This is a genomic window from Sulfurospirillum multivorans DSM 12446, from assembly GCF_000568815.1.
Taxonomy (GTDB): Bacteria; Campylobacterota; Campylobacteria; order Campylobacterales; family Sulfurospirillaceae; genus Sulfurospirillum; species Sulfurospirillum multivorans.
In genome coordinates this window covers 482,804-504,077 of sequence record NZ_CP007201.1, presented here as the reverse complement: position 1 = coordinate 504,077, position 21,274 = coordinate 482,804, and the positions used below count along the sequence as shown (strand labels likewise).

General features: G+C 44.2%; 19 protein-coding genes. 8 read left to right on the top strand and 11 right to left on the bottom strand.

Annotation, left to right across the window (positions count from 1 at the left end; all coding sequences use genetic code 11):
- The first annotated feature begins 115 nt into the window (after positions 1-115).
- From SMUL_RS02610 to nuoF, 5 genes are read left to right on the top strand one after another with little or no spacing between them, the layout of a single operon-like run.
- Complete coding sequence (locus SMUL_RS02610) at positions 116-478, top strand: NADH-quinone oxidoreductase subunit A (protein ID WP_025343706.1); 363 nt, start codon at positions 116-118, stop codon at positions 476-478.
- Entirely contained in the window at positions 469-987 is a 519-nt protein-coding gene (locus SMUL_RS02605; protein WP_025343705.1) for an NADH-quinone oxidoreductase subunit B, read from the top strand. The genes SMUL_RS02610 and SMUL_RS02605 overlap by 10 nt, the downstream gene beginning before the upstream one ends.
- Entirely contained in the window at positions 980-2,647 is a 1,668-nt protein-coding gene (gene nuoD, locus SMUL_RS02600; protein ID WP_025343704.1) for an NADH dehydrogenase (quinone) subunit D, read from the top strand. Before SMUL_RS02605 ends, nuoD begins: the two co-directional genes overlap by 8 nt.
- Positions 2,644-3,123 (top strand): NADH-quinone oxidoreductase subunit NuoE, encoded by a 480-nt coding sequence (gene nuoE / locus SMUL_RS02595; RefSeq protein ID WP_025343703.1) that lies wholly within the window; start codon positions 2,644-2,646, stop codon positions 3,121-3,123. The genes nuoD and nuoE overlap by 4 nt, the downstream gene beginning before the upstream one ends.
- Positions 3,120-4,364, top strand: coding sequence for an NADH-quinone oxidoreductase subunit NuoF (gene nuoF / locus SMUL_RS02590; RefSeq protein WP_025343702.1), 1,245 nt, complete (start codon positions 3,120-3,122; stop codon positions 4,362-4,364). The genes nuoE and nuoF overlap by 4 nt, the downstream gene beginning before the upstream one ends.
- Positions 4,365-4,413: 49 nt before the next feature.
- Here nuoF and SMUL_RS02585 read toward each other — a convergent pair whose 3' ends face one another.
- The 9 genes from SMUL_RS02585 to SMUL_RS02545 form a co-directional block, all read right to left on the bottom strand.
- The gene (locus SMUL_RS02585) at positions 4,414-6,192 is read right to left on the bottom strand and encodes a DUF4209 domain-containing protein (protein WP_025343701.1); all 1,779 of its coding nucleotides are present in this window, start codon (positions 6,190-6,192) and stop codon (positions 4,414-4,416) included.
- Between the two features lie 61 nt (positions 6,193-6,253).
- Complete coding sequence (locus tag SMUL_RS02580) at positions 6,254-7,759, bottom strand: NADH-quinone oxidoreductase subunit N (RefSeq protein WP_025343700.1); 1,506 nt, start codon at positions 7,757-7,759, stop codon at positions 6,254-6,256.
- Complete coding sequence (locus SMUL_RS02575) at positions 7,759-9,267, bottom strand: complex I subunit 4 family protein (RefSeq protein WP_223809754.1); 1,509 nt, start codon at positions 9,265-9,267, stop codon at positions 7,759-7,761. Before SMUL_RS02575 ends, SMUL_RS02580 begins: the two co-directional genes overlap by 1 nt.
- The gene (gene nuoL / locus SMUL_RS02570) at positions 9,240-11,123 is read right to left on the bottom strand and encodes an NADH-quinone oxidoreductase subunit L (RefSeq protein ID WP_025343698.1); all 1,884 of its coding nucleotides are present in this window, start codon (positions 11,121-11,123) and stop codon (positions 9,240-9,242) included. Before nuoL ends, SMUL_RS02575 begins: the two co-directional genes overlap by 28 nt.
- Complete coding sequence (nuoK, locus tag SMUL_RS02565; RefSeq protein WP_025343697.1) at positions 11,120-11,440, bottom strand: NADH-quinone oxidoreductase subunit NuoK; 321 nt, start codon at positions 11,438-11,440, stop codon at positions 11,120-11,122. The genes nuoL and nuoK overlap by 4 nt, the downstream gene beginning before the upstream one ends.
- Entirely contained in the window at positions 11,437-11,934 is a 498-nt protein-coding gene (locus SMUL_RS02560; RefSeq protein ID WP_025343696.1) for an NADH-quinone oxidoreductase subunit J family protein, read from the bottom strand. Before SMUL_RS02560 ends, nuoK begins: the two co-directional genes overlap by 4 nt.
- A complete protein-coding gene (locus SMUL_RS02555) occupies positions 11,931-12,425 on the bottom strand; it encodes a NuoI/complex I 23 kDa subunit family protein (RefSeq protein ID WP_025343695.1) in 495 nt (164 codons plus the stop codon). Before SMUL_RS02555 ends, SMUL_RS02560 begins: the two co-directional genes overlap by 4 nt.
- Complete coding sequence (locus SMUL_RS02550) at positions 12,426-13,709, bottom strand: complex I subunit 1/NuoH family protein (protein ID WP_025343694.1); 1,284 nt, start codon at positions 13,707-13,709, stop codon at positions 12,426-12,428. It lies immediately after the preceding gene.
- Complete coding sequence (locus SMUL_RS02545; protein WP_025343693.1) at positions 13,706-15,220, bottom strand: 2Fe-2S iron-sulfur cluster-binding protein; 1,515 nt, start codon at positions 15,218-15,220, stop codon at positions 13,706-13,708. Before SMUL_RS02545 ends, SMUL_RS02550 begins: the two co-directional genes overlap by 4 nt.
- A 136-nt stretch (positions 15,221-15,356) precedes the next feature.
- Between SMUL_RS02545 and SMUL_RS02540 the strand changes: the two genes are divergently transcribed.
- The 3 genes from SMUL_RS02540 to SMUL_RS02530 all read left to right on the top strand — a co-directional run bounded on the left by SMUL_RS02540 (position 15,357) and on the right by SMUL_RS02530 (position 17,994).
- Positions 15,357-15,833, top strand: a complete 477-nt coding sequence (locus SMUL_RS02540) for a hypothetical protein (protein ID WP_025343692.1) — start codon at positions 15,357-15,359, stop codon at positions 15,831-15,833.
- A 231-nt stretch (positions 15,834-16,064) separates the two neighbouring features.
- A complete protein-coding gene (locus SMUL_RS02535; RefSeq protein WP_025343691.1) occupies positions 16,065-16,571 on the top strand; it encodes a PAS domain-containing protein in 507 nt (168 codons plus the stop codon).
- Entirely contained in the window at positions 16,543-17,994 is a 1,452-nt protein-coding gene (locus SMUL_RS02530) for a methyl-accepting chemotaxis protein (protein WP_025343690.1), read from the top strand. Before SMUL_RS02535 ends, SMUL_RS02530 begins: the two co-directional genes overlap by 29 nt.
- Positions 17,995-18,042: 48 nt before the next feature.
- Here the strand turns inward: SMUL_RS02530 and SMUL_RS02525 are convergent, their stop codons facing one another.
- The gene (locus tag SMUL_RS02525; protein ID WP_025343689.1) at positions 18,043-19,722 is read right to left on the bottom strand and encodes an ATP-binding protein; all 1,680 of its coding nucleotides are present in this window, start codon (positions 19,720-19,722) and stop codon (positions 18,043-18,045) included.
- Positions 19,719-21,248, bottom strand: a complete 1,530-nt coding sequence (locus SMUL_RS02520) for an ABC transporter substrate-binding protein (RefSeq protein WP_223809753.1) — start codon at positions 21,246-21,248, stop codon at positions 19,719-19,721. The genes SMUL_RS02525 and SMUL_RS02520 overlap by 4 nt, the downstream gene beginning before the upstream one ends.
- Positions 21,249-21,274 lie beyond the last annotated feature (26 nt).

Genomic DNA, 21,274 nt, shown 5'->3' with positions numbered 1-21,274 from the left:
AAAATCACTTAAGAGCTCCTCTTTTGACGAATCACAATTGATTTTCTTTTTTTACGTACATTTTAAAAATCTTTGGCTATCATGAATTTATCGAACTTCAACGAAAGATGCGCCCATGTCATTAGAACTTATTTTAGCTTCTTCAATCGTCGCTCTACTGGTCATCCTTCTTCCCACACTTTTTTTACTCAGTCGAAAACTAGGCCCTTCTAACAGTGGCAATAAAGCCAAAAACAGTGTGTATGAAAGTGGGATTAGTTCTCCCATCGGAAACAGCGAAAGTCGCTTTAGCGCCAAGTTTTATCTGGTGGCGATTTTATTTGTTCTCTTTGATGTGGAGATCGTCTTCATGTTTCCTTGGGCAGTCAACGTGCGTGAACTCTCTCTTTTTGGGCTTTTTGAGATGTTTACCTTCATCGGACTGCTTCTGCTAGGACTTATTTACATCTACCGTATTAAGGCACTCTCATGGCAGTAGGCGCAGAAGCAATCTTTGGCGAAAGCCTCATTACCACCAAACTGGACAGTGCCATTTCATGGGCAAGAGAATCCTCCATGTGGCCGTATGTTTTTGGAACCGCCTGTTGTGCCATCGAATTTATGAGCGTGGCGAGCAGCAAATACGACATCTCCCGCTTCGGCGCCGAAGTCGTTCGTTTTTCCCCTCGCCAAGCTGATCTGCTCATCATTGCAGGAACCGTCAGCTACAAGCAAGCGCCGATTTTAAAGAAAATTTACGATCAAATGAGTGAGCCCAAGTGGGTCATCAGCGCAGGTGCTTGTGCCTGTAGCGGTGGTTTTTACGACAACTACACAACCCTTCAAGGCATTGATAGCATCATTCCTGTGGATGTGTATGTCGCAGGCTGTCCACCGCGTCCTGAAGCCTTTTTGGATGCTCTTTTGGAGGTTCAAAAGATTCAAGCAACACAGAGCCTTTTAGACGATCGTGCCAAACGTGTTTTTAAAGGAGTGCTCGATGTCTAAATCCTTTAAAGAACAGTTCAAAACCGCTTACACTGTGGATACTTATGGCGCATTTATTTTAGATAAAGCGCTTATTTTCAAAGCGCTACAGACCCTATTAGAAGAAGATAAATACACTTTTTTGGTCGATATCACCGCCATTGATTATTTACATGTAAAGAGCCAACCCGAGCGTTTTGCCGTTGTCTATCTTTTGCGCGATCAGAATTTTCAAAACCTTATTACGATCAAAACCTACATCGACAGCTCCCTTGCGACGCAAAGCGTGACGCCGCTGTTTAAAAGTGCCAACTGGGCGGAGCGGGAGATTTGGGATCAGTACGGCATTCACTTTAAAAACCACCCCAACCTCAAACGCATTTTAAATCACAAAGAGTTTGTGGGACACCCTTTACGCAAAGATTATCCGATCACGCAGGGGCAACTCTGCCACCAAAGCGATACCTTGATGGACGAGATGACACCGCGTCTGAAATCTAAAGGCTACACTTCGCATGAAGATCTGATGTTTCTCAACCTTGGCCCCGCGCACCCCGCAAGTCACGGTACGATTCGCACGTTTGTCGCCCTTGATGGTGAAAATATCACCTCGGCAGTCAGTGAGATAGGTTACTTACACCGAGGCTTTGAAAAGTCGTGCGAAAACCATACCTATAACCAAATTATTCCTTACACCGATCGGCTGAATTACTGCTCTGCGATTTTAAATAACATCGCTTATGCACACGCCGTTGAGGGAATTTTAGGCGTTGATCTGCCTGAGCGCGCGAAGTTTATTCGTGTTATCATCGGCGAACTCTCACGCATCATCGACCATCTCGTCTGTTTAGCGGCGATTTTGGTGGATATGGGAGCGCTGACCAATTACTGGTACCTTTACAACCCCCGCGAAAAAGTGTACGACCTTCTCTCCAAACTCACAGGTGCGCGTCTAACGAACTCGTACATGCGTATTGGCGGTATGAGTTACGATTTGTACGATGGCTTTGAGCATGATCTTAAGGTGTGTCTTAAAGAGATCAAAGAAGGGGTCAGTGATGCGCTTAAACTCATTGAGCACAACCGTATTTTTCACGACCGCACGCAAAATGTGGGCATTATTTCCAAAGAAGATGCGATCAACCGAGGACTCACAGGGCCTAATTTACGTGCGTGTGGCGTTCCTTACGACCTTCGTGTCACAGCACCTTATTATCACTACGAGACGTTTGACTTTGACATCGCTTTAGGCAGTGTTGGCGATGTGTACGATCGTATGATGGTACGTTTTGAAGAGATCAAACAGAGCACACGCATCATTAACCAAGCGATGCAACGCTTACCAGAAGGGCCTATTTGCGTGCAAGATCACGCGATCTCCCTGCCACCTAAAAAAGAGGTCTATAACAACATTGAAGGCTTAATGAATCAATTTAAACTCGTCTACGAGGGGGTGAAAGTGCCTGCTTCTGAGTATTACCGAGCTATTGAGGGTGCGAACGGAGAGCTTGGCTTTTTTATCGTCAGCGATGGCAGTGGCACACCCTACAAAGTCAAAGTCAGACCTCCGTGTTTTTACGCGATGGCGGCGTATCCACGCATCATTGAAGGCAGCATGATCGCAGACGCGGTTTTGACCTTAGGCAGTCTTAATATCATCGCAGGGGAGTTAGATCGATGAGCACTTTTTTATTCAATCAAGACAATGAGGAAAAATTCAGTGCTCTGTTAGAGCGCTACCCCGATAAAAGTTCCTTGATGCTCCCTTCGTTATGGATGGTTCAGTACCAAGAGGGGTGGATCAGTCTCGATGCGATGCAATTTGTGGCGAAAAAATTGGGATGTTCGGCGATGGATGTCTACTCTGTCGCTTCGTTTTACTCGATGTTTCTGCTTCAACCCATTGGAACGCACCATATTCAGCTGTGCAAAACACTCTCCTGTATGCTGGCAGGTTCTAAAACCTTGCAAGAGCATCTTCAAAACCGCCTTGGCATTAAAGCAGGAGAAACCACACCTGATGGCAAATTTACCCTCTCGTTGGTCGAGTGTTTAGGCTCGTGTGGCACAGCGCCTTGTATGCGACTCAATGATGATTACATCGAAAATCTTACCCTTGAAAAACTCGACGCGCTTTTGGAGGAACTTTCAAAATGATGGTGAAACTGGTCAGTAAAAATTTTGATATTCCCAATGCGCATACCTTAGAGGTGGCGCGAAACCATGGTCGGTATGCCTCTTTGAACAAACTCTTTAGCATGAGCCCTGATGATGTGACGTGTGAAGTTGAAAAAAGCGGACTTCGCGGCAAAGGTGGCGGAGGTGCAGCAACGGGCGAGAAGTGGCGACTTATCCCCAAAAACAGTGACAAACCTGTTTATTTGGTGATTAACGCCGATGAGGGCGAACCTGGAACCTTTAAAGATCGCCAGATTTTAGAGTTTGATCCGCACCTGCTCCTTGAAGGAATTATTGACTCCTCTTACGCCATCGGTGCACATCACGCGTATGTCTACGTTCGTGGTGAATATGTTTTTTGGATCAATCGCTTGCAAAATGCCATTGATGAAGCCTATGCGGCTGGCATCTTGGGGGAAAGCATTTTAGGGCACGATTACGCTTTACATGTAACGGTTCACAAAGGAGCAGGTGCCTACATCTGTGGCGAAAAAACGGCACTTTTAGAATCTCTTGAGGGCAAACGCGGACACCCAAGACTGAAACCCAAAGGCAAAGAGCCTGAATGGTTTTTTGGCAATCCAACCGTTGTTAACAACGTTGAAACCATCGCCAGTGTGCCGTACATCATCAACGAAGGCTTCGCAGCGTACCGCGCTTATGGCACAGCAGAATCTCCTGGAACCATGCTTTTTGGCATCAGCGGTCAGGTGGAACGACCCGGTATCTACGAACTGCCGTATGGCACGAGTATGAAAGAGGTGATCTACACGCTGTGCGGTGGCATTAAAGGTGGCAAAAAACTCAAAGCCGTCATTCCCGGTGGTTCGTCCGTACAGATACTTAGAGCCGATGAGATCGAAGGTATAACGCTGGATTACGAAAGTCTCAAAGCGCATGGCTCCGCCCTTGGAACAGGCGGTATCATCGTGATGGATGAAGATGTGAGCATCCCTGAAGTGATGAAAAACCTCTTCGAGTTTTACCACCACGAATCCTGCGGTCAATGCACTCCGTGTCGAGAAGGCACAGGCTGGGTTGATCGTGTTTTAGCCAAAATCATAGCTGGCAAAGGCACACAGGAAGACTTTAAAACCATCCTTGATGCGTGCGATATGCTTAACGGCAAAACCATCTGCGTTTTTGCGCCATCGGTGGCATTTATCGCGCAGAGTTACATTCAGAAGTTTCGGGAAGAGTTTGAGACATTGATTCAATAGCTTTACATGTAAAGCTATTGAATGCTCTTTTTAAAATGCTCTAATCTTCTTATTTAAAATCAAAACTATTGTTATTGATGACCAATTTTAAACACAGCCACCACACATATGCAGCTGGGTATGAGTTCATTTCGCCTACTTCGGATAACCCATGTGCTAAGTTATTTCTAAAATTGTAACCGAGTGGTTTTGCTAGCAACACTTGCATTTCAAAAAGTAGATTTTCACTCAAAACCAGATGTATTTCCTCTTTCTCTAAAAGTTTAGATAAGCCTAACTCTGTTTCAATTCCTTCTTTATCGATCGTTGTTGTTTTAACGCCTCTACCTTTTAATTCTAATCGAACAAAGTGTTCAACTTGAGGAACTAAAAGTTGAATAGAAACTAAAAAATTAAGTTCAAAACCATGCCATAGTCCTTCAACCCATGCAACGACTCTCTCGTTGGGAACCAATGTAGAGTTTGTACAGATAAGATATAAATCTTCTTTGGTAATGCGATGTTCAAGAAGTAGTTGAAAAAGTGCAGGAATGACATACGCTTGAGCAGTAAGTTCAATGTAATTTTTATAGTTTTGTACCATTGTAGGGAAGAGTGTATCAAAATCAGCTGTCGTGCTCTCTTTTAAATCAATGGAAGGTGTTTTGGCAATGGTTCTTCCATCATGATTTATATGCACACCCCCGGATAAATGTTGTAATGGAAATTGTTGGATATGTGCTTGAGCTTGCTCTTTAAAATATTCTTTTGTTGGTATATCAATTAAGTTAGCAAAAATGAATAGTGTTTTAAATTTAGGTTGATTTGATACCGCTTTTTCACTGTATTCGACCATTTCTTTAGTGTCTATTTGAGTTTTAACTCTTTGCATATATTCTAAAGTGATTTGATTTGATTCAGGAATTTTTTTCTCAATCTCAGCGATAAGAGCATGAATATTATTGGTATCACGGTGTTTTTGGGGAATTTGTCTGAGTGTTTGCAACGCATTCTCATAATGTGCTGTACTTTGAAATTCATACGGTTGGGCAAGTGCATTTTGATAAAAAGAAAAACCCGTTTCATAGAGTAGCTTGTGGCATAATTCTTGATTTTTTAATTTTCTAGCCCATTTTAAGGCATATTGGTAATATTGTGTACTTTGATAATAGAATCTTTGTTCTTTGTACTGTTGGGCAATTATTTCGAGTTGCGTCGTGATAACTTCAATTTCTTCTTTTGCTAATTTGGCAATATCCAAAATTTCGACAAGACGCATTAAATAAAAATTGTCTTCATTTGAAGTTATTTTAATATGCTCTAAAATATGATTGGTAAGGTTTTCAGTAGGTTGATTAATGGTTAAAGCTAATAATATTGCTCGTTGCCATGCTTTCCCTGCATAATGAATTGTATCGTGCGAGAGTGGATATTTTTGATAGTTTTCAATAGCAATTTTTGCAAAATCAATAACTTTGCCTCGTTTTAATGTCCATAAGACATCAGCTATGCGAGCTTTGATTTGGTATGTTTTACATTCGGGGAGGATGAGTTCAAAAAAGTCTAATTCCTCTGAAGTAAAATCATCAAGTATTGCTGAACGACGACCATCTGCAAGAATAATGTGTGGAGAAAATGGTTCGTTTTTGCTTTGTGGATGTAACATCATTGAGCATAAATCACTCATTAAAAAATAAATTCTTGCAATAGTTGACTCATCGGCATCTTGCGCTAATTGATGAAAGTTGAATGAAAATTCATTGCAATCTTTTTGACATTTAATTTGATTTCTAATTGATATAAAATTTTGGAGCAATAGGGGAGCATTTCCGCATTCTTCTCTGGTCATTTATTCTCCTTATTCTTTTTAATATAGTAATCTATTAACAAGAAGTCTTTACATGTAAACGTTACTTAATAAACAACGACATATACGAAAGTCTTGCGGTATCAATCAAGAAATCGACTCCTGGGAAATAAGCGATAAAGGTATTACCAATTCCTCCCCAAATAACCGCTATCGCAATCACACCAATCGTAATGGGTGTAATGCCACTCAGTGTGGGGATCATGGCACCTTCTTTCTCGCACGCGGGGTAAAAGTACATGAGTGCGATGAGTTTGAAGTAGTAATAGATCGAGATAAACGTGGCGATGATGCCACACACGGCTAGAAAGGTGTAGCCTGCTTCAATCGCACCCGTGAAGATGTAAAATTTACCGACAAAGCCGATGGTGCTTGGAATGCCAGCAAGCGAGAGCATAAAAACACTTAGCATCGCTGCCATATAAGGATGCACATGTGCAAAGCCACGAAAATCCTCGTACGTGACACGAACATGCTCATCGGCGGCGATGTACGAGATGAGTCCAAACGCACCCATCGCGGAGAGAAAATAGGCGACGAGGTAGAAGATGATGGAGGAAGATGCACTCTCCCCTGCGTAACCGATAGAGACGAAAGCGATGAGCAGATAGCCCGTGTGAACGATGCTCGAAGCGGCAAGCATGCGCTTAAGACTCTCTTGGATGATCGCCAAGAACGTTCCATACAGCAGGGTCGCTAAAATCACGACAACAAAAAGCGTGTCCCAAATGTCGCGAATCGGGTCAAGATCGATGAGCATCAAACGAAGCACAAAGCCAAAAATCGCCACTTTAAAGGTTGCCGCCATAAACGCCGTTACGGGCAGAGGCGAGCCATCGTACACGTCAATCGTCCAGTTTTGAAACGGAAACGCGGAGATTTTAAACAAGAACGTCACCAAGATAAACGTCGCACCGATGATTATGAGCGAAACATCTTTGCCCATCTGTACATCAAGCGCTTTTCCAATATCGCCCAAAATCGTCGTACCAAGCCCTGCATACATCATCGCAGAACCTAAGAGGAAAAATGCCCCTGAAATGGAGCCAAGCACTAAGTATTGGTAGCTTGCTTCCACCCGTTTGTCGTGAATTTTTTGAAACCCGATCATTACATAAAGGGAAAGTGAAGCGATCTCAAGCGCGATAAACGCGGTTAAAAGCTCATTGGCATGTACTAGTAACATCATGCCAAAAACAGAGAAGAGAAACAGTGAAAAAACCTCTTTTTTAAAGTGACGTTTCGTTTGAAAATAGTGCGTTCCAATGAGAGAAGTCACCAATGCACCACTCAAAATCAATGCGTCAAAATAGACCGAATAGCTGTCAACAATGAGCATCTTAGAAAAAAGCTCTTGCATCGGAAAAGCGGTGAAAAGCTCCCCAAAGTAGAACAGATCGGCACCCAAAGCTCCCAGTAAAATCAAAAAGGTAAAGAGTGAAAAACGCTCCATCGAAAAACGCTCAACGGGGGAGAGAAGCATCAAAACAACCGCCCCGCCTGCAACAATGATGAGCGGTAAAAGATAACCAAGGTCGTTTACAAGCATCACTTCACTCCTACATGTAAAATATCGATGAGATAGTGCTGCAAGGTCGGCTCGATTTTATACAAGAAAAGATCGGGGTAAATACCCATCGCGATGATCAGCACCGCTAAAGGAAGCAAACCTAAAATCTCATACAATGTTAAGTCTTTCATGTTCGAGACATCGTTGTCACTTTTGACCAAAACCGCTTTTTGAAAGACCCAAAACATGTAACTTGCCGCGACTAAAACCGTAAGGGCGGAGAGCACGCCAAGGTAAGGGTTGTAATGAAAAATGCCCAAGACGATCAATAGCTCTGCCACAAAACCGTTCGTTCCCGGAATGCCCACGGTACAAAAGAGCATAATGGCAAAAAAAAGGGTAAACCACGGCGCTTTGGTCGCAATGCCTCCCAGTCCTGAAAGTGAGCGAATGCCTAAGTGTCGCTCCATCACGCCGACCAGTAGGAAAAGTCCACCCGTAGCGATGGCGTGTGCGACGATCAAAAAGGCACTTCCCATCATGCCTTGCACATTAAGCGCAAAAACGCCTGCGGTGATGAACCCTAAGTGCGAAGCGGACGAATAGGCAAACATCTTTTTGATGTTCATTTGACAAATCGCAGCGATACCAAAATAGACCAATCCAAAAATACCAAGGGCAACAAAATAAATCGAGAACTCCACAAAGAGGTCTGGAAACAGCGGAATCATAAAACGAACCAATGCGTAGACACCGAGTTTTGCCATGATGGACGAGAGCAAGAAAACACCGCCTGTGGGTGAGTTGGAGTAGGTTTGAAGCAACCATGAGTGAAACGGAAAGAGAGGAATTTTAATCGCAAAAGCGAGCATAAACCCAAAAAAGAGGAGTATTTTTTGCTCACGCGCAATGGTCGTGATATTGACTAAATCCGAAAGTGCAAAACTCCAGACACCAAATTCATAGTAGTGTGTCACGCCCAAATAGAGAATGCTCACAAACATAAAGAGCGAACCCATAATGGTGTAAATCGTGATTTTCAGCGTTGAGAAGACGCGATTGCCTGAGCCAAACAGACCAATGATCATAAACACCGGCAGTAACATCGCTTCCCAAAAAAAGTAGAATAAAAACAGATCGAGCGAAAAGAGCGTACCGCTGATGCCTGATTGGATAAAGAGCATGCTGATCCAGTAGCTTTTAGAGCGCGCATTGTTCCACAAAAGCAGATAGGCACTCGGGATCAGCGTGGCGATCAGCATCAAAATGATCAGTGAAAAACCATCAATGCCAAGGCTGTATGAGATGCCATAACTCTTGATCCACGGATACACTTCTTTAAATTGAAGCGTGCCTGTCAGCTCAAAATGGGTGTAAATGTAGAGTGCTAACGCAAAGATGGTAAGTGACACGCCAAAAGCGGCATTGCGCGTGATGCGCGAAGAAAAGGGTGCTACCATCAGAAAAAGTGCCACAACCATGGGTAGAAAAATGATGATTGAAAGTATGCCGATATTCATTAATCCACCGCCCAAATCAAATAGCATGACGCCACGCTGATGCCGAGCATCATAATAAGCGCGTAAAAGCGGACATTGGCATTTTGCACGAGTGCCACCACATGCCCTAGTTTGATAAAACCATGGCTCAGCCCCATAATGACGCGATCGACAATGTTGACATCTAATCCCACCGCGATGAATTCGCTGAGCTTTCGAATGGAGCGTACAAATAAAACGTCGTAAATCTCGTCCACATAAAACTTATTGTAGACAATTCCTTTGGCTTCTTTGTGGCGAGAAAGATCGTACCCATAAAATTTTTGATACGCGATGCCAATACCTATAAGCGAAACGGTGACATTGAGACCCAGTAAAAGCCATTCGGTTTCATGGCTTACATGTAAGATTCTCATGCCCCATTCACCCAACCATGAACCAATCAGATGGCTCCCGCCTAACAGCGAAGGTAACCCCATAAATCCAGCCAAAAGAGAGCCAAAGGCGAGCACGACAAGAGGGGCTTTCATCACCCACGAGACATCGTGCGGATGGTTTACATGTAAAGCATTTTTACCCTCAAAAACGACAAAAAAGAGTCGGAACATATAGTACGCGGTCAAAACAGCACTGCACACGGCAATGCCCCAAATGACGTATTCGCCACTCGCAAACGCGACGAGTAAAATCTCATCTTTACTGAAAAATCCTGCAAAAGGAGGAATCCCGCTAATCGCTAAGGTTGCCATCAGCATCGTGATGTAAACCACAGGCGTGACACGACGCATTTTGCCCATCTTGAAGATATTTTGTTCATGGTGCAACGCGATAATCACCGCACCCGCTCCCATAAAAAGCAGTGCTTTGAAAAAGGCGTGGGTAAAGACGTGAAACAGTGCACTGCTATACGCGCCCAAACCAACGGCGATAAACATATAGCCTAACTGCGACATCGTTGAATAGGCTAAAATCTTTTTAATATCGCTCTGTTTGGTCGCAATCACAGCGGCAAAAAGCGCACTAAACGCGCCAATGTAGGCAATGAAAAGTCCAATATTTGGAATAAGCTCATACAAAAAGGAGAAGCGCGCGACCATGTAAACGCCCGCTGTGACCATCGTTGCGGCGTGAATCAACGCTGAAACAGGCGTAGGGCCTGCCATGGCATCGGGTAACCAGACGTAGAGTGGAATCTGAGCCGATTTTCCCATCGCACCGATAAAGAGCGCGATGCCTACAATTTGGAGTAACGAAGAGGGCATGGAAGAGATGTGAAGGGCGATCGTTTCGTAACTAAACCCTGCTGATCCACTGTGAAAAAAGAGAATCGCAAGTCCCACCAAAAAGCCAAGATCGCCGACACGGTTGACGATAAACGCTTTATTGCCAGCGACAACGTTGGAGTTATCTTGGAAGTAAAAGCTAATGAGCAAATACGAGCAAAGCCCTACCCCTTCCCAACCAATAAACATAATCAAAGGCCCATCGGCAAGGACGAGCAGAAGCATCGAACTTAAAAAGAGGTTGAAGTAGAAGAAAAACTTGCCATACCCTTTGTCGTCGCTCATATACGCAGTCGCGTAAAGGTGGATCAACCAGCCCACAAAGGTGATAAAAAGCACCATAAATAAAGAGAGTTTATCGCCCAAGAAGCCCATATAGATTTTGTATTCGCCCACACCGAGCCATAAATAGGGCTCAAAATGCAATGCAACACCCGTTTTAGCAACCTCTAAAAAAGCAATGAGCCCAAAAACAAAACTCAAAAATGGCGCAAAAAGTGCAGGGAGGGTAAACCATTTTTTAGCCAGAGGCATTTTGGTGATGCTCAGCATGTACAAAAGTCCGATCAACACGGAAGAGAGCAATGGCGATAGGACAATTCCTGCTAAAAGAGCGCTCATACAGCCTCCTTTTGGGAGAGGGTTCTAAAGAGGTCAGAATCGAGTGATTTTTTACGACGATAGAGCACGATAATCAGCGATAAAAACACACCTGCTTCCGCGGCGGCAATCGCAATGATCAGCATCGCCATCACATGTCCGCCCATATCGTGATGGTAGTTACTTAAAGCGACAAACATCAGGTTTACAGCGTTGAGCATCAGCTCAATCGACATATAAATCACAAAGATATTTTTACGACTAATGACCCCTAAAAGACCAATGGAAAAAAGTATCATGGCAACAACGATGTAACCAAAAAGGGTATTGGCGATCATGCTTCGTCCTTTCGACCCAAAACAACGGCACCGATGAGTGCCACAAGGAGTAAAATAGAGATGAGTTCAAACGGCAAGAGCCACTGCGTGAAAAGCTCCATGCCAAGGGGTTTGATCTTCCCAAAATCACTGTCAACGGGATTTACATGTAAAGGCATTTTGGAAAAAGCACGGAGAATCAAAAAATTGAACGGCAACAGCGCAATGGAGCCTAAAAAGAGCGTGATATTTTTATTAGGCTCTTTGGGCAAATTCGCCTCTTTGACGTTTAAAAACATAATGATAAAAATGAAAAGCGTTAAAATTGCACCCGCATAAATGATGATTTGCACCATAAATAAAAATGAAGCACTCAAAAGCGCAAACAGCCCCGCCAAGGCGAGAATCGTCAAAATAAGACTCAGCGCACTGTGCACGGGTTGATGAAAACCAACCATGCCAATAGCGCCTAAAATGGCAAAGGAGCCGAGCAGTAAAAAGAGAATATCCATCATTGCTTTTTCTCCTCATTGGCTAAAAGTTGCTCTTTCGTGAGCACAAAATCTTCGCGTTTTTTACCGATAAAACTAAAAATGCCACTGTCCATGCGAATCGCGTCACACGGACACGCCTCAACACACGCGCCGCAAAAGACGCACTCTAAAAGGTCAATATCAAAGCGTTTGGGCATCTTCTCATCAACCCCATCTGTGCGTTCTTCTGCTTCGATGAATATACACTCCGCAGGACACGCCGTCGCGCACATAAAACACGCCACACAACGCACACTCCCATCGTCGCGTTTGGTCAGACGATGCACGCCGCGGTAGCGCTCACTGATGTCGTGCGGTTGCTCTTCGGGGTAAAGAATAGTGGGAATATGCGGCTTATCGCTTAGATTGGTGATGAAATGCGAAAGCGTGGTTTTCATACCGCCAAAAATGGCAGGAATGTAGAGCTTCTCTTTGAGGGTATTGCCATGGCGTTTAACGACTTTAATGCCCATCTACAGCTCCTTTACCACAATGATAATCGCGCTAACAACAATGTTGGCAATCGCCAAAGGCATCAGCACTTTCCATCCAAGGGTTTGCAACTGATCGTAACGAAAACGAGGCAAAGTCCAGCGCACCCAAACAAACACAAAGTTCATAAACAGCAGTTTGACCGCAAAGGTTGAGATCTGAATAACCGCCGTCACGACATTCGTAGACGTTGGCGTAAGCCCTAGATAAAGCAGTGCTCCAAGTCCTGCAATGACCAGCACATTGAACCCAATCAACCCTTTTTGCAACACCGCACTTTCCGTGTTTCGTACATCACTTTTGAGATACCAACGGTTATGTTTTTTGATCCAACGCATCGCATAAAAACTGCCCAATGGAAGGGCTAGTATGATAAAGCCTAACACATAAGGCATCGTGGTTTGAAGCGTTTGGGTATTGAGGTAGGGCAGATGATAGCCGCCCAAAAAGAGGGTTACAATCAACGCACTTGAGGCACTCATCGCGACATATTCGCCCACGAAAAAGAGTCCAAAACGCATCGCGCTGTATTCGGTGTGGTAGCCTCCGACGATTTCGCTCTCGCCCTCCGCTAAATCAAACGGTGTACGGTTGGCTTCTGCAAACGCGGTCACGATAAAGATAAGCGCGGCAAGAGGTTGCACCACAATGCCCCACGCAGGAATAAAGCCCAAAAGAAGTTCACCTTGATATGCCACAATGTCGCCCAAATGAATGGAGCCATAGGTAATGAGCAGTGAAACCACCGAAAGTCCCATCGCTGCTTCGTAGCTGATGACTTGCGCACCCGCTCGCATCGCGCCCAAAAGGGAGTATTTGCTCCGACTCGCCCAACCGCCAAGCATGATTCCATAAACGCTCAACCCTGCCAGCGCTAAAAACCAAAGAATGCCCAGATCCGTCGGCAAACCCTGCATGATGAAACGCTCGCCGTTGATGATCAGATCATCGGCAAAGGGCATCACCATAAAGCTTAGAAAGGCAGAGACAAAGACGATCACAGGCGCTAAGGAGAAGAAAAAATTCTCTTGAATCGCTTTGGCTTGAAAATCCTCTTTGAAGACCAGTTTGAGCATATCAGCTAAGGATTGAACCAGTCCACCGAGTCGAATACCGTTGATGTGACAGCGATTAGGGCCTAAACGATCTTGAATGAGTCCCGCCACACGACGTTCCACCCAGACCAAAATGGGTGCCAATCCAAGCGAAAAAAGGAGCGCTAAAATGACGTTGAGGATGACAACAAAAACGCTAAGAGTGCTCATAGCGCGATCTTTGGTGTGGTTTTAAGAGAGGCAAATGTAATGCCTTTTAGTACCTCGTAAAAGAAGAGTTCGGCGTCCCAAACCTCTTTACATGTAAAGATCGTATCGCCTAAAATGGCGGCCAAAAGTGTTAACAGTGTTTTGTGTCCGTGCTCGCTTTGGATGGCACAGGCGCTGTACTGAATGTAGCCGTCCACATTGATAAAACTGCCATCGCGTCTGGTGTGTGAAGCGATGGGAAGAACGAGTTCCACCTCTTTACATGTAACCTCACAGCTGGAACAGAGAATCACGGTATTGCGCGTATAGCGCATCTCTTTAATGATTTTGGCATCACTGCGTCCGATAAGCACGACCAGTTCTGCTTTTTCAAGAGCATTTTCCAAACCCTCTTTGGTTGTATCAATCCCTAAAAGTGGTAGTGCTCTGGCGTTAGCAGAGCGATCATTGCATTTTAAAAAATCATCGCCAAACGTAGCATCGTATCGCTCAGGCTCATAAGCATTTAATGCTATTTCATAGAGCTTTGAGAGCTTTTGCACCCGCACCATCTCTTCTAAAGAGAGGTTTGAAGAGAGCAGAAACAGCGTTTTACCCAAGTGGCGCTTTAAAAGACGCAGGAGTTTTCCCTCGGCGTATTCGTATTCGCTCATTTTGCCACGAATGAGGGCATGAAACGCTTGGTTTTCATTCTCTTTGGTGTAGCTAAGCCTTCCCGCATCGCAGATAAAATAGCCATTAATTGTCTCATTGAGGCGTGGACGGTAACGGTAAATCATCTCATCTTTGTACTTCTCTTTGTGGTGATCGACAAAAATGGAACAGCCTCTGCCGCAATGATCGCAGATCGCCTCTTTGGTGTTTAAAAACCAGACCCGTTGTTGAAAGCGAAAATCTTTGCTGGTGAGTGCGCCCACAGGGCAAAGATCGACCACATTCATCGCATACGGATTGGTGAGTTTGGAACCAGGAAACGTGCTGATAACCGAATGATCGGCACGGGAGAGGACGCCTAATTCATTGGTCTTGGTAATGTTTTTGGTAAAGCGCACACAGCGCGTACAGAGCACGCAACGCTCTTGATCGAGCACAACGTTTGCCCCCAAATCCACATGCTTTTCGCCTCTGACTTTAGGAGTACTTAAGCGACTCTCATAGAGCCCCACGTCCATATAATAGTTTTGGAGCGAGCACTCGCCTGCTTGATCGCAGATAGGACAGTCGATGGGGTGATTGATGAGTTCAAGTTCTAAAATGGAGCGTTTAACGCGGTCAATGTTAGCACCTTTCGTGCGGACGATCATGCCCTCAATGATAGGCGTATCACAGGCGATTTGGGGGCGTTTTTGCCCTTCGATTTCGACCATACACATACGACAATTGCCATCTTTTCCAAGGGCTGGGTGGTAACAAAAATGGGGAATGTTAATCTTGTGAACGAGCAGCTCTTCAATCAATAAAGCACCCTCTTTAACCTCTAATACCGTGCCATCAACCGTAATATGCGCCATAAAATTGCTATCCTCGTTTGGATGAAGTATTCCAATTCTAGCGAGCGTCAACTTTAAAGGAGCTGTCGCATCCAATTTACTAAAAATTTACCCAAGTGATGTTAAACTCCATACACTTTTTTTAGAAGGAGACTTTATGTTCTCGTCTCGATTTTTTAAGTGGCTTATCATCGAAATAATCGCGGTTGTTGGCATTGGGGCGTATGTGTTGATTGACTCGCACGATGTGTATCAATGGTGGGTGGGCGATACCCATTTTGTGCAGAGCAGTGACACGTGTGATTTACATGTAAGCGCTTGTGACGTGACACTGAAAGATGGCTCCATGCTCTCTTTAGAGATAATACCCAAAGAGATTCCGCTGATGAAACCCCTAAAGTTTAAGGTCACCTCCACGGTTGATCTGCCATCCCTTGAGATCAAACTTTTTGCGACCAATATGAACATGGGACTCCATACGATTAAACTTAACCAAACCGCCCAAGGCGTCTATGAAGGAGAGGGTATGCTTCCCACCTGCGTGGTTGGCAACATGATCTGGCAAGCCAATGTTATCCTGAACCAAACCGCCCAAAGTCAAGGCGCTATTTTTACCTTTAAAACCGATAAATAAAAGCACCAAAGGTGCGTGGGCACTCTGCCCAAGTGTACTCAGTGTTAACGTAGTTTTTAAAGCTTTGCTTTAAAAACGTGTCAAGAGTTCTGAAAGAACGCTATTTAATTAATTACGCTACGAAAAGTAATGAATCGTGATTAGGAATGTTTCTTGCATAAGGATGTGTGACAAAGTGATTGTTTTTTTCGTTATACTTAATACTTAACAATTTTAAAAGGAGTAACCGTCATGTCCATTACTCAAAAAGGCGATGAGCTCTGTTTTGATGAAAATCTTTTTATTGTCTCTAAAACCGATCTTAAGGGCAGAATTACCTATGCCAATGATCTTTTCATCGAGATTTCTGGTTTTAAAGAGAGCGAACTCATCGGAGCTGCCCACAACGTCTTACGCCATCCCGATATGCCCAAAGCGATTTTCAAACTTCTGTGGGAGCGTGTTCAAGCGGGCAAAGAGGTTTTTGCGTATGTGAAAAATCGCACGAAAAACAATCAATATTACTGGGTACATGCCTACATTACACCCATTATTGACACGAACACCAATCAGCTGATTGGCTACCACTCCGTGCGTCGTGCGCCCAGTCAAAAAGGGCTTGATGTCATTATCCCTCTTTACCAAAAAATGCTCAACGCCGAAAGACAAGGTGGCATATCTGCCTCCAATACCGTCTTAGAAAATACGCTATCTCAACTAAAGGTCAGCTATGATGCCTTCATCCTCTCGTATGAATAGATCGTCTCTTGCAAAAATCCAAGATGCCAACCTCATTTCACTGGTCATTTTTTTTATTGCCTTTTGCTTGGAAGTCACCTTTAATGGCCTGCACTGGATTCAAATCCTCAACCTTAGCAATTTTGCACTGGGCTGGTTTATGTTTATCAATATCCGAAAGGTACAAAAAACCATTCATGCACTTGCAAACATTGTCAAAGAGAGCGAGCACGGTAATCTACACGGACGCATTGTAAATGTTCAAGATGGCGGAGAACTTAAACTGCTCTGCTCCAATATGAACTCTCTTTTGGATAATTTTGAGCTCGTTACCAAAGAGATTAAATCGACCATTTTAGCGGCGTCCAAAGAGGATTTTAGCCGTAAAATTCTCCAAAAAGGAATGCACGGCGAGTTTAAAGAGCAGACCAACATGGTCAATCAATCGGTGCATGCGATGCAGCAAACGCACGAATTTATCGCACGCAACACGCTCAATGCTGAACTGGCGCAAATCAGCAGTGGCTCAAATGACTTCTCAACCGTTCAGTCTAATCTGACCATCATTGTGGAGCGTCTCAAAGATATTGCACACGATGGCGAGATTTACGCGGATGAGACCAAAGGAAGCTACCAAAATCTACGTGACACCATCACCAAGATCACCTCCTTGGTCGAATTTGTCAACCAAAATGAGCAGAGTATTGGCGTTCTGGCACAGCGAACGCGCGATATCAGCAATGTGGTCGATATGATCAATGACATCGCCGATAAAACCAATCTGCTTGCGCTCAATGCCGCCATTGAAGCGGCGCGCGCAGGTGAACACGGACGTGGTTTTGCCGTGGTCGCTGATGAAGTGCGAAAACTAGCCGAAACCACCCAAAAAGCAACCGCGGAGATCGCTGTGTCGATTAAGATGCTGCAACAAGAGACCGCAGGGCTTGAGACCAATGCCGATGCGATGAAAGAAAATGCCGATGCTTCTACCAAAACGCTGGATAACCTCAGTACGACGTTTGACAGCCTGATTGATCATTCCAACACAACCGCCACGAACATCAATACCATTCAGCAGACGATTTTTATCACCTTAGCGAAGATGAACCACGCAATCTTTAAGTCCAACGCCTACAGTGCTGTGTATGTCAATGACAAAGACGCATCGTTCCAAAACCATGAAACCTGTAGCTTGGGTGAGTGGTACCATCACGATGGGGCGAAGATTTTTGGCGATACGCAAAGCTTCAAAGCGCTTTATGCGCCACACCAAAATTTCCACACCCATGTGCTCGAAGTGGCAAAACTGATTCATTCCACCTCTTCAAACCTTTTGGAGGAGAAAGAGCAGATTGTGCACTCCTTTAAAGAGGTGGAAAAAGAGAGTAAAGTGCTCTTTAAAACCCTTGATGAGATGGTTGCAGAGAAAAACACTCATGCCTAAAGCATCTTTACATGTAAGCATCTTTGACTTACATGTAAACGCTTTTTTTTAAGCCTCATACTCCACAGCTACCTCTGAAATGCTGGGCAATTTAATTGTAAAAAGTGCCCCAATTTCTGTGTTTTTAACGGTAATAATGCCACCCATGTTATTTTCAATAATCATCTTCGTCATATAAAGCCCAATGCCAGTACCTTGCTTCGCATATTTGGTGGTAAAATACGGCTCAAAAATGCGCTCCATGTGTTCGCTTGCGATGCCACCGCCATTATCTTCGATCACGATCAAAATGTATTTGTACCCTTTTTTGAGATTCAAACGAATAAATGGATTGCTGATTTCACGCTCACTTAAGACATCTTTGGCGTTGGAGAGAATGTTTAAAAGCGCTTGAGCAAACTCGTTGGGATAGCCCAGCACCTCCATCTTTTCGGAAATATCGAACGAAAATTCGATGCCGTGGTACTTAAGGGATGCTTGCAAAATCGCGATAGAACGCTCACACGCTTCACTGATCTCAAACACCTCTTTCTCTTTGGAAGGCTTAAAAAAGTTTTGAAAATCACTGATCGTGCCTGACATAAAGGTACTGATTTTAACACATTGTTGAATGGATGAGAGTAAAGAGTGCTCATCCAAATCATTAAACTCATGCTTGACTTGAATGTTAATTAAAAGTGCGCTGATCTCGCCAAGCGGCTGCCGCCATTGATGCGCGATATTGCCGATCATTTCACTCATACTCGCCAATTTACTCTGCTGAATCAGCAGTTTTTCTTGTTCGCTACGCTTGAAAATCTCTTCATTGATTTTGGATTCGAGATTGTCAATCATCGCGTTGATAACGTTTTTAAGCAGTTGCAACTCTTGGGCTTGCGCGGTGGCATGAAGGCGTGAAGAGAGTTTTCCCATCTTAAGATCATTAACCACATTGATCGCGTCTTCAACAAAAATAATGTCTTGCTCAATATTGGCTGAAGCTTTAGCAATACTAAGGTTGAGCAGCTTTGACATGTCCTCAAGTTCATCTCTGCTGTTCAACTCTATGGATTTAGGCACTATAGCTTTGGTCTCCAAATAACCAAAAAACTCTTTAAGACCCTCTTGAAGCTTTAAGATGGAAGAAACAATGTGGCTGGAGAGCAGATAGCCTGCCACAAACACCAATGCGGAGAGCAAAAGAACGAGAATGGCAAGTTCATATTTGAGCGCACGTGCGCTGGTTTGAATGTCTGAAAAATTTTGCTCAGTTTGATTTACTGCGTCATGCTGAAGTGCTTTGAGGCGATTGAGCAGTGCGTAATAATGCTCTCGCTCAATCGAATTCACATGCACAAACGCACCCTCTTCAAAACGTGCGCCAAGGTAACCACACGTCTTTTCCACACTGTTCGCATAGGCTTTCCACGAAGCGTAGGTTTGCGCATCCAGTTTGCTAAAATTCTCTTCCAGACGCTTGCGTTGCTTCACAATGTCAATTTCAATATTTTTACGATAATCCTCATTGGGCGACATCACCAACGAGAGGCTCATCTCACGCAAAACGTTAGTCGGCTCGATGTAGTTCTCTTGCAGATGCTGTGTGCTACGCGAATTCTCAAAAATCATGGTTGCATTGCTGATGTTTTCTTGAGAGAGCGCAAAGGTACGCTCTGAGAGGATGAGCATCCCGATGAAGGAAAAGCTAAAAAGCAATAAGAGTTTGTATTTGATAGGGATTTTTTTCATGGGAGTCGCTTTGGTAAAAGAGGATTTTGAAGCACTAAAGGATAGGGTTTATCGCCTCTAACTGACCAGTGTTGATCGGTAATCTTCGCTTTCCAAAACGGTTGCATACCGATGCCAAGTGGCTCAAAAACCAGCTCTTTATTCATCGCAAAAACGGCATTGGGAATCGGGACAAACAGCATATACGCCTCCTCACACGCTCGATCTTGAATCTTTTGGGTCAGTGTTTGAAACAGCACATCTTCTTGTTCAAGCCCAAAAAATGCCTTAATATAGTCTTTCATCAAAGCATCATGATGGACAAAACTCCAAGGATTGTTCTCTTGGTAGCGAATGAAAACCGGCCAAGGGTGTCTGCCATACCAATCTTGGGTATTTTGAATCAAAAGATCCCACTCTTGAATGCTTTTATGATTTTTTTGCGTTAAGTCGTAAATCTCTTTCTCACTCGTCGTAATCGTGTAGTGAAACTTCACGCCATACATCGAGAGTTGATACTCAATCCCTTTCCATAAAAACAGCAGTGAATCTTGGGTAGCGACATTGAGTTCCAACCCCTTTAACGTACGCTCCACCATTTCCGCGTCCAAAGGGCACGCTTTAAGTGCCGCAGGGTTAAGTCTACCCTCTTTTTTGTAGGTAAAATCGAGCAAGCTTTGTTGATTCAAGGCACAATTCAGCGCTTGGCGCACCTCTTTGCGCGCGATGGGGGAATAGTGTTTGAGCAAATTAAAGTAGATCGTAAAGTTATGGGAGGAAGGCATCGAGACCAGTTTGGCATAAGGAGAGAGCATCGTTTCGATTTTTTTATTGAAAGGAATCTGCATAAAATCAAGCCCGCCATCCGTAAACAAGGCTAACCGAAGCGCTTGCGAGGTTGAAAGCTCCGTAAAAAAAGTAATCGTCTCAATGGAAGGATACTCTTTTTCCCAATAGTAAGGATTGGCTTTGAGAATCGCTTTGGGGGTCTGTTTGCGCCCTGTAATCATCCCTTCAACCAATATATAAGGTCCCAGTCCATAAGGACCTGACGCCTTAATGTTCGCCCCTGTCTCAGCACCGCCCCACCCAAAGGTGTTGAGATACGCTTCGGAGTAGATGCGCGCAAGGTCGCGGTAGAGCATCCCATAAGGCTCGCTAAGGTGCAGACGGATTTTGTACTCCGAGACTTTTTCGACGTGTTTAAGGGCATTGTGAATATTGGTATAGTTAAACGGTTGTTTTAAAAAGTAGCTAAAATTGTGCATGATCGAGTCGGCATTAAACGGGGTTCCATCTTGAAAACGAACCCCCTGACGCAGTTCAAACTCATACAAAAGCGGTGAGAGTTTGGTACTTTTAATCGCTAAAGCATACTCCCAACCTTGTTCATTCTCTGCCAGTCTCACTAAGCCTTCATTGACCAAGCGTGAGACATAATTGTACGGCATGGAGGGCAAAAAGACCTTAATATGTGAGCGTGGATCTCTTACATGTAAAACACGTTCTTGACTCGAATCTTCATGGTAAAAGGCTTCTTCTGCCAAAAGAGCTCCGTAGAGGAGTGGAATGA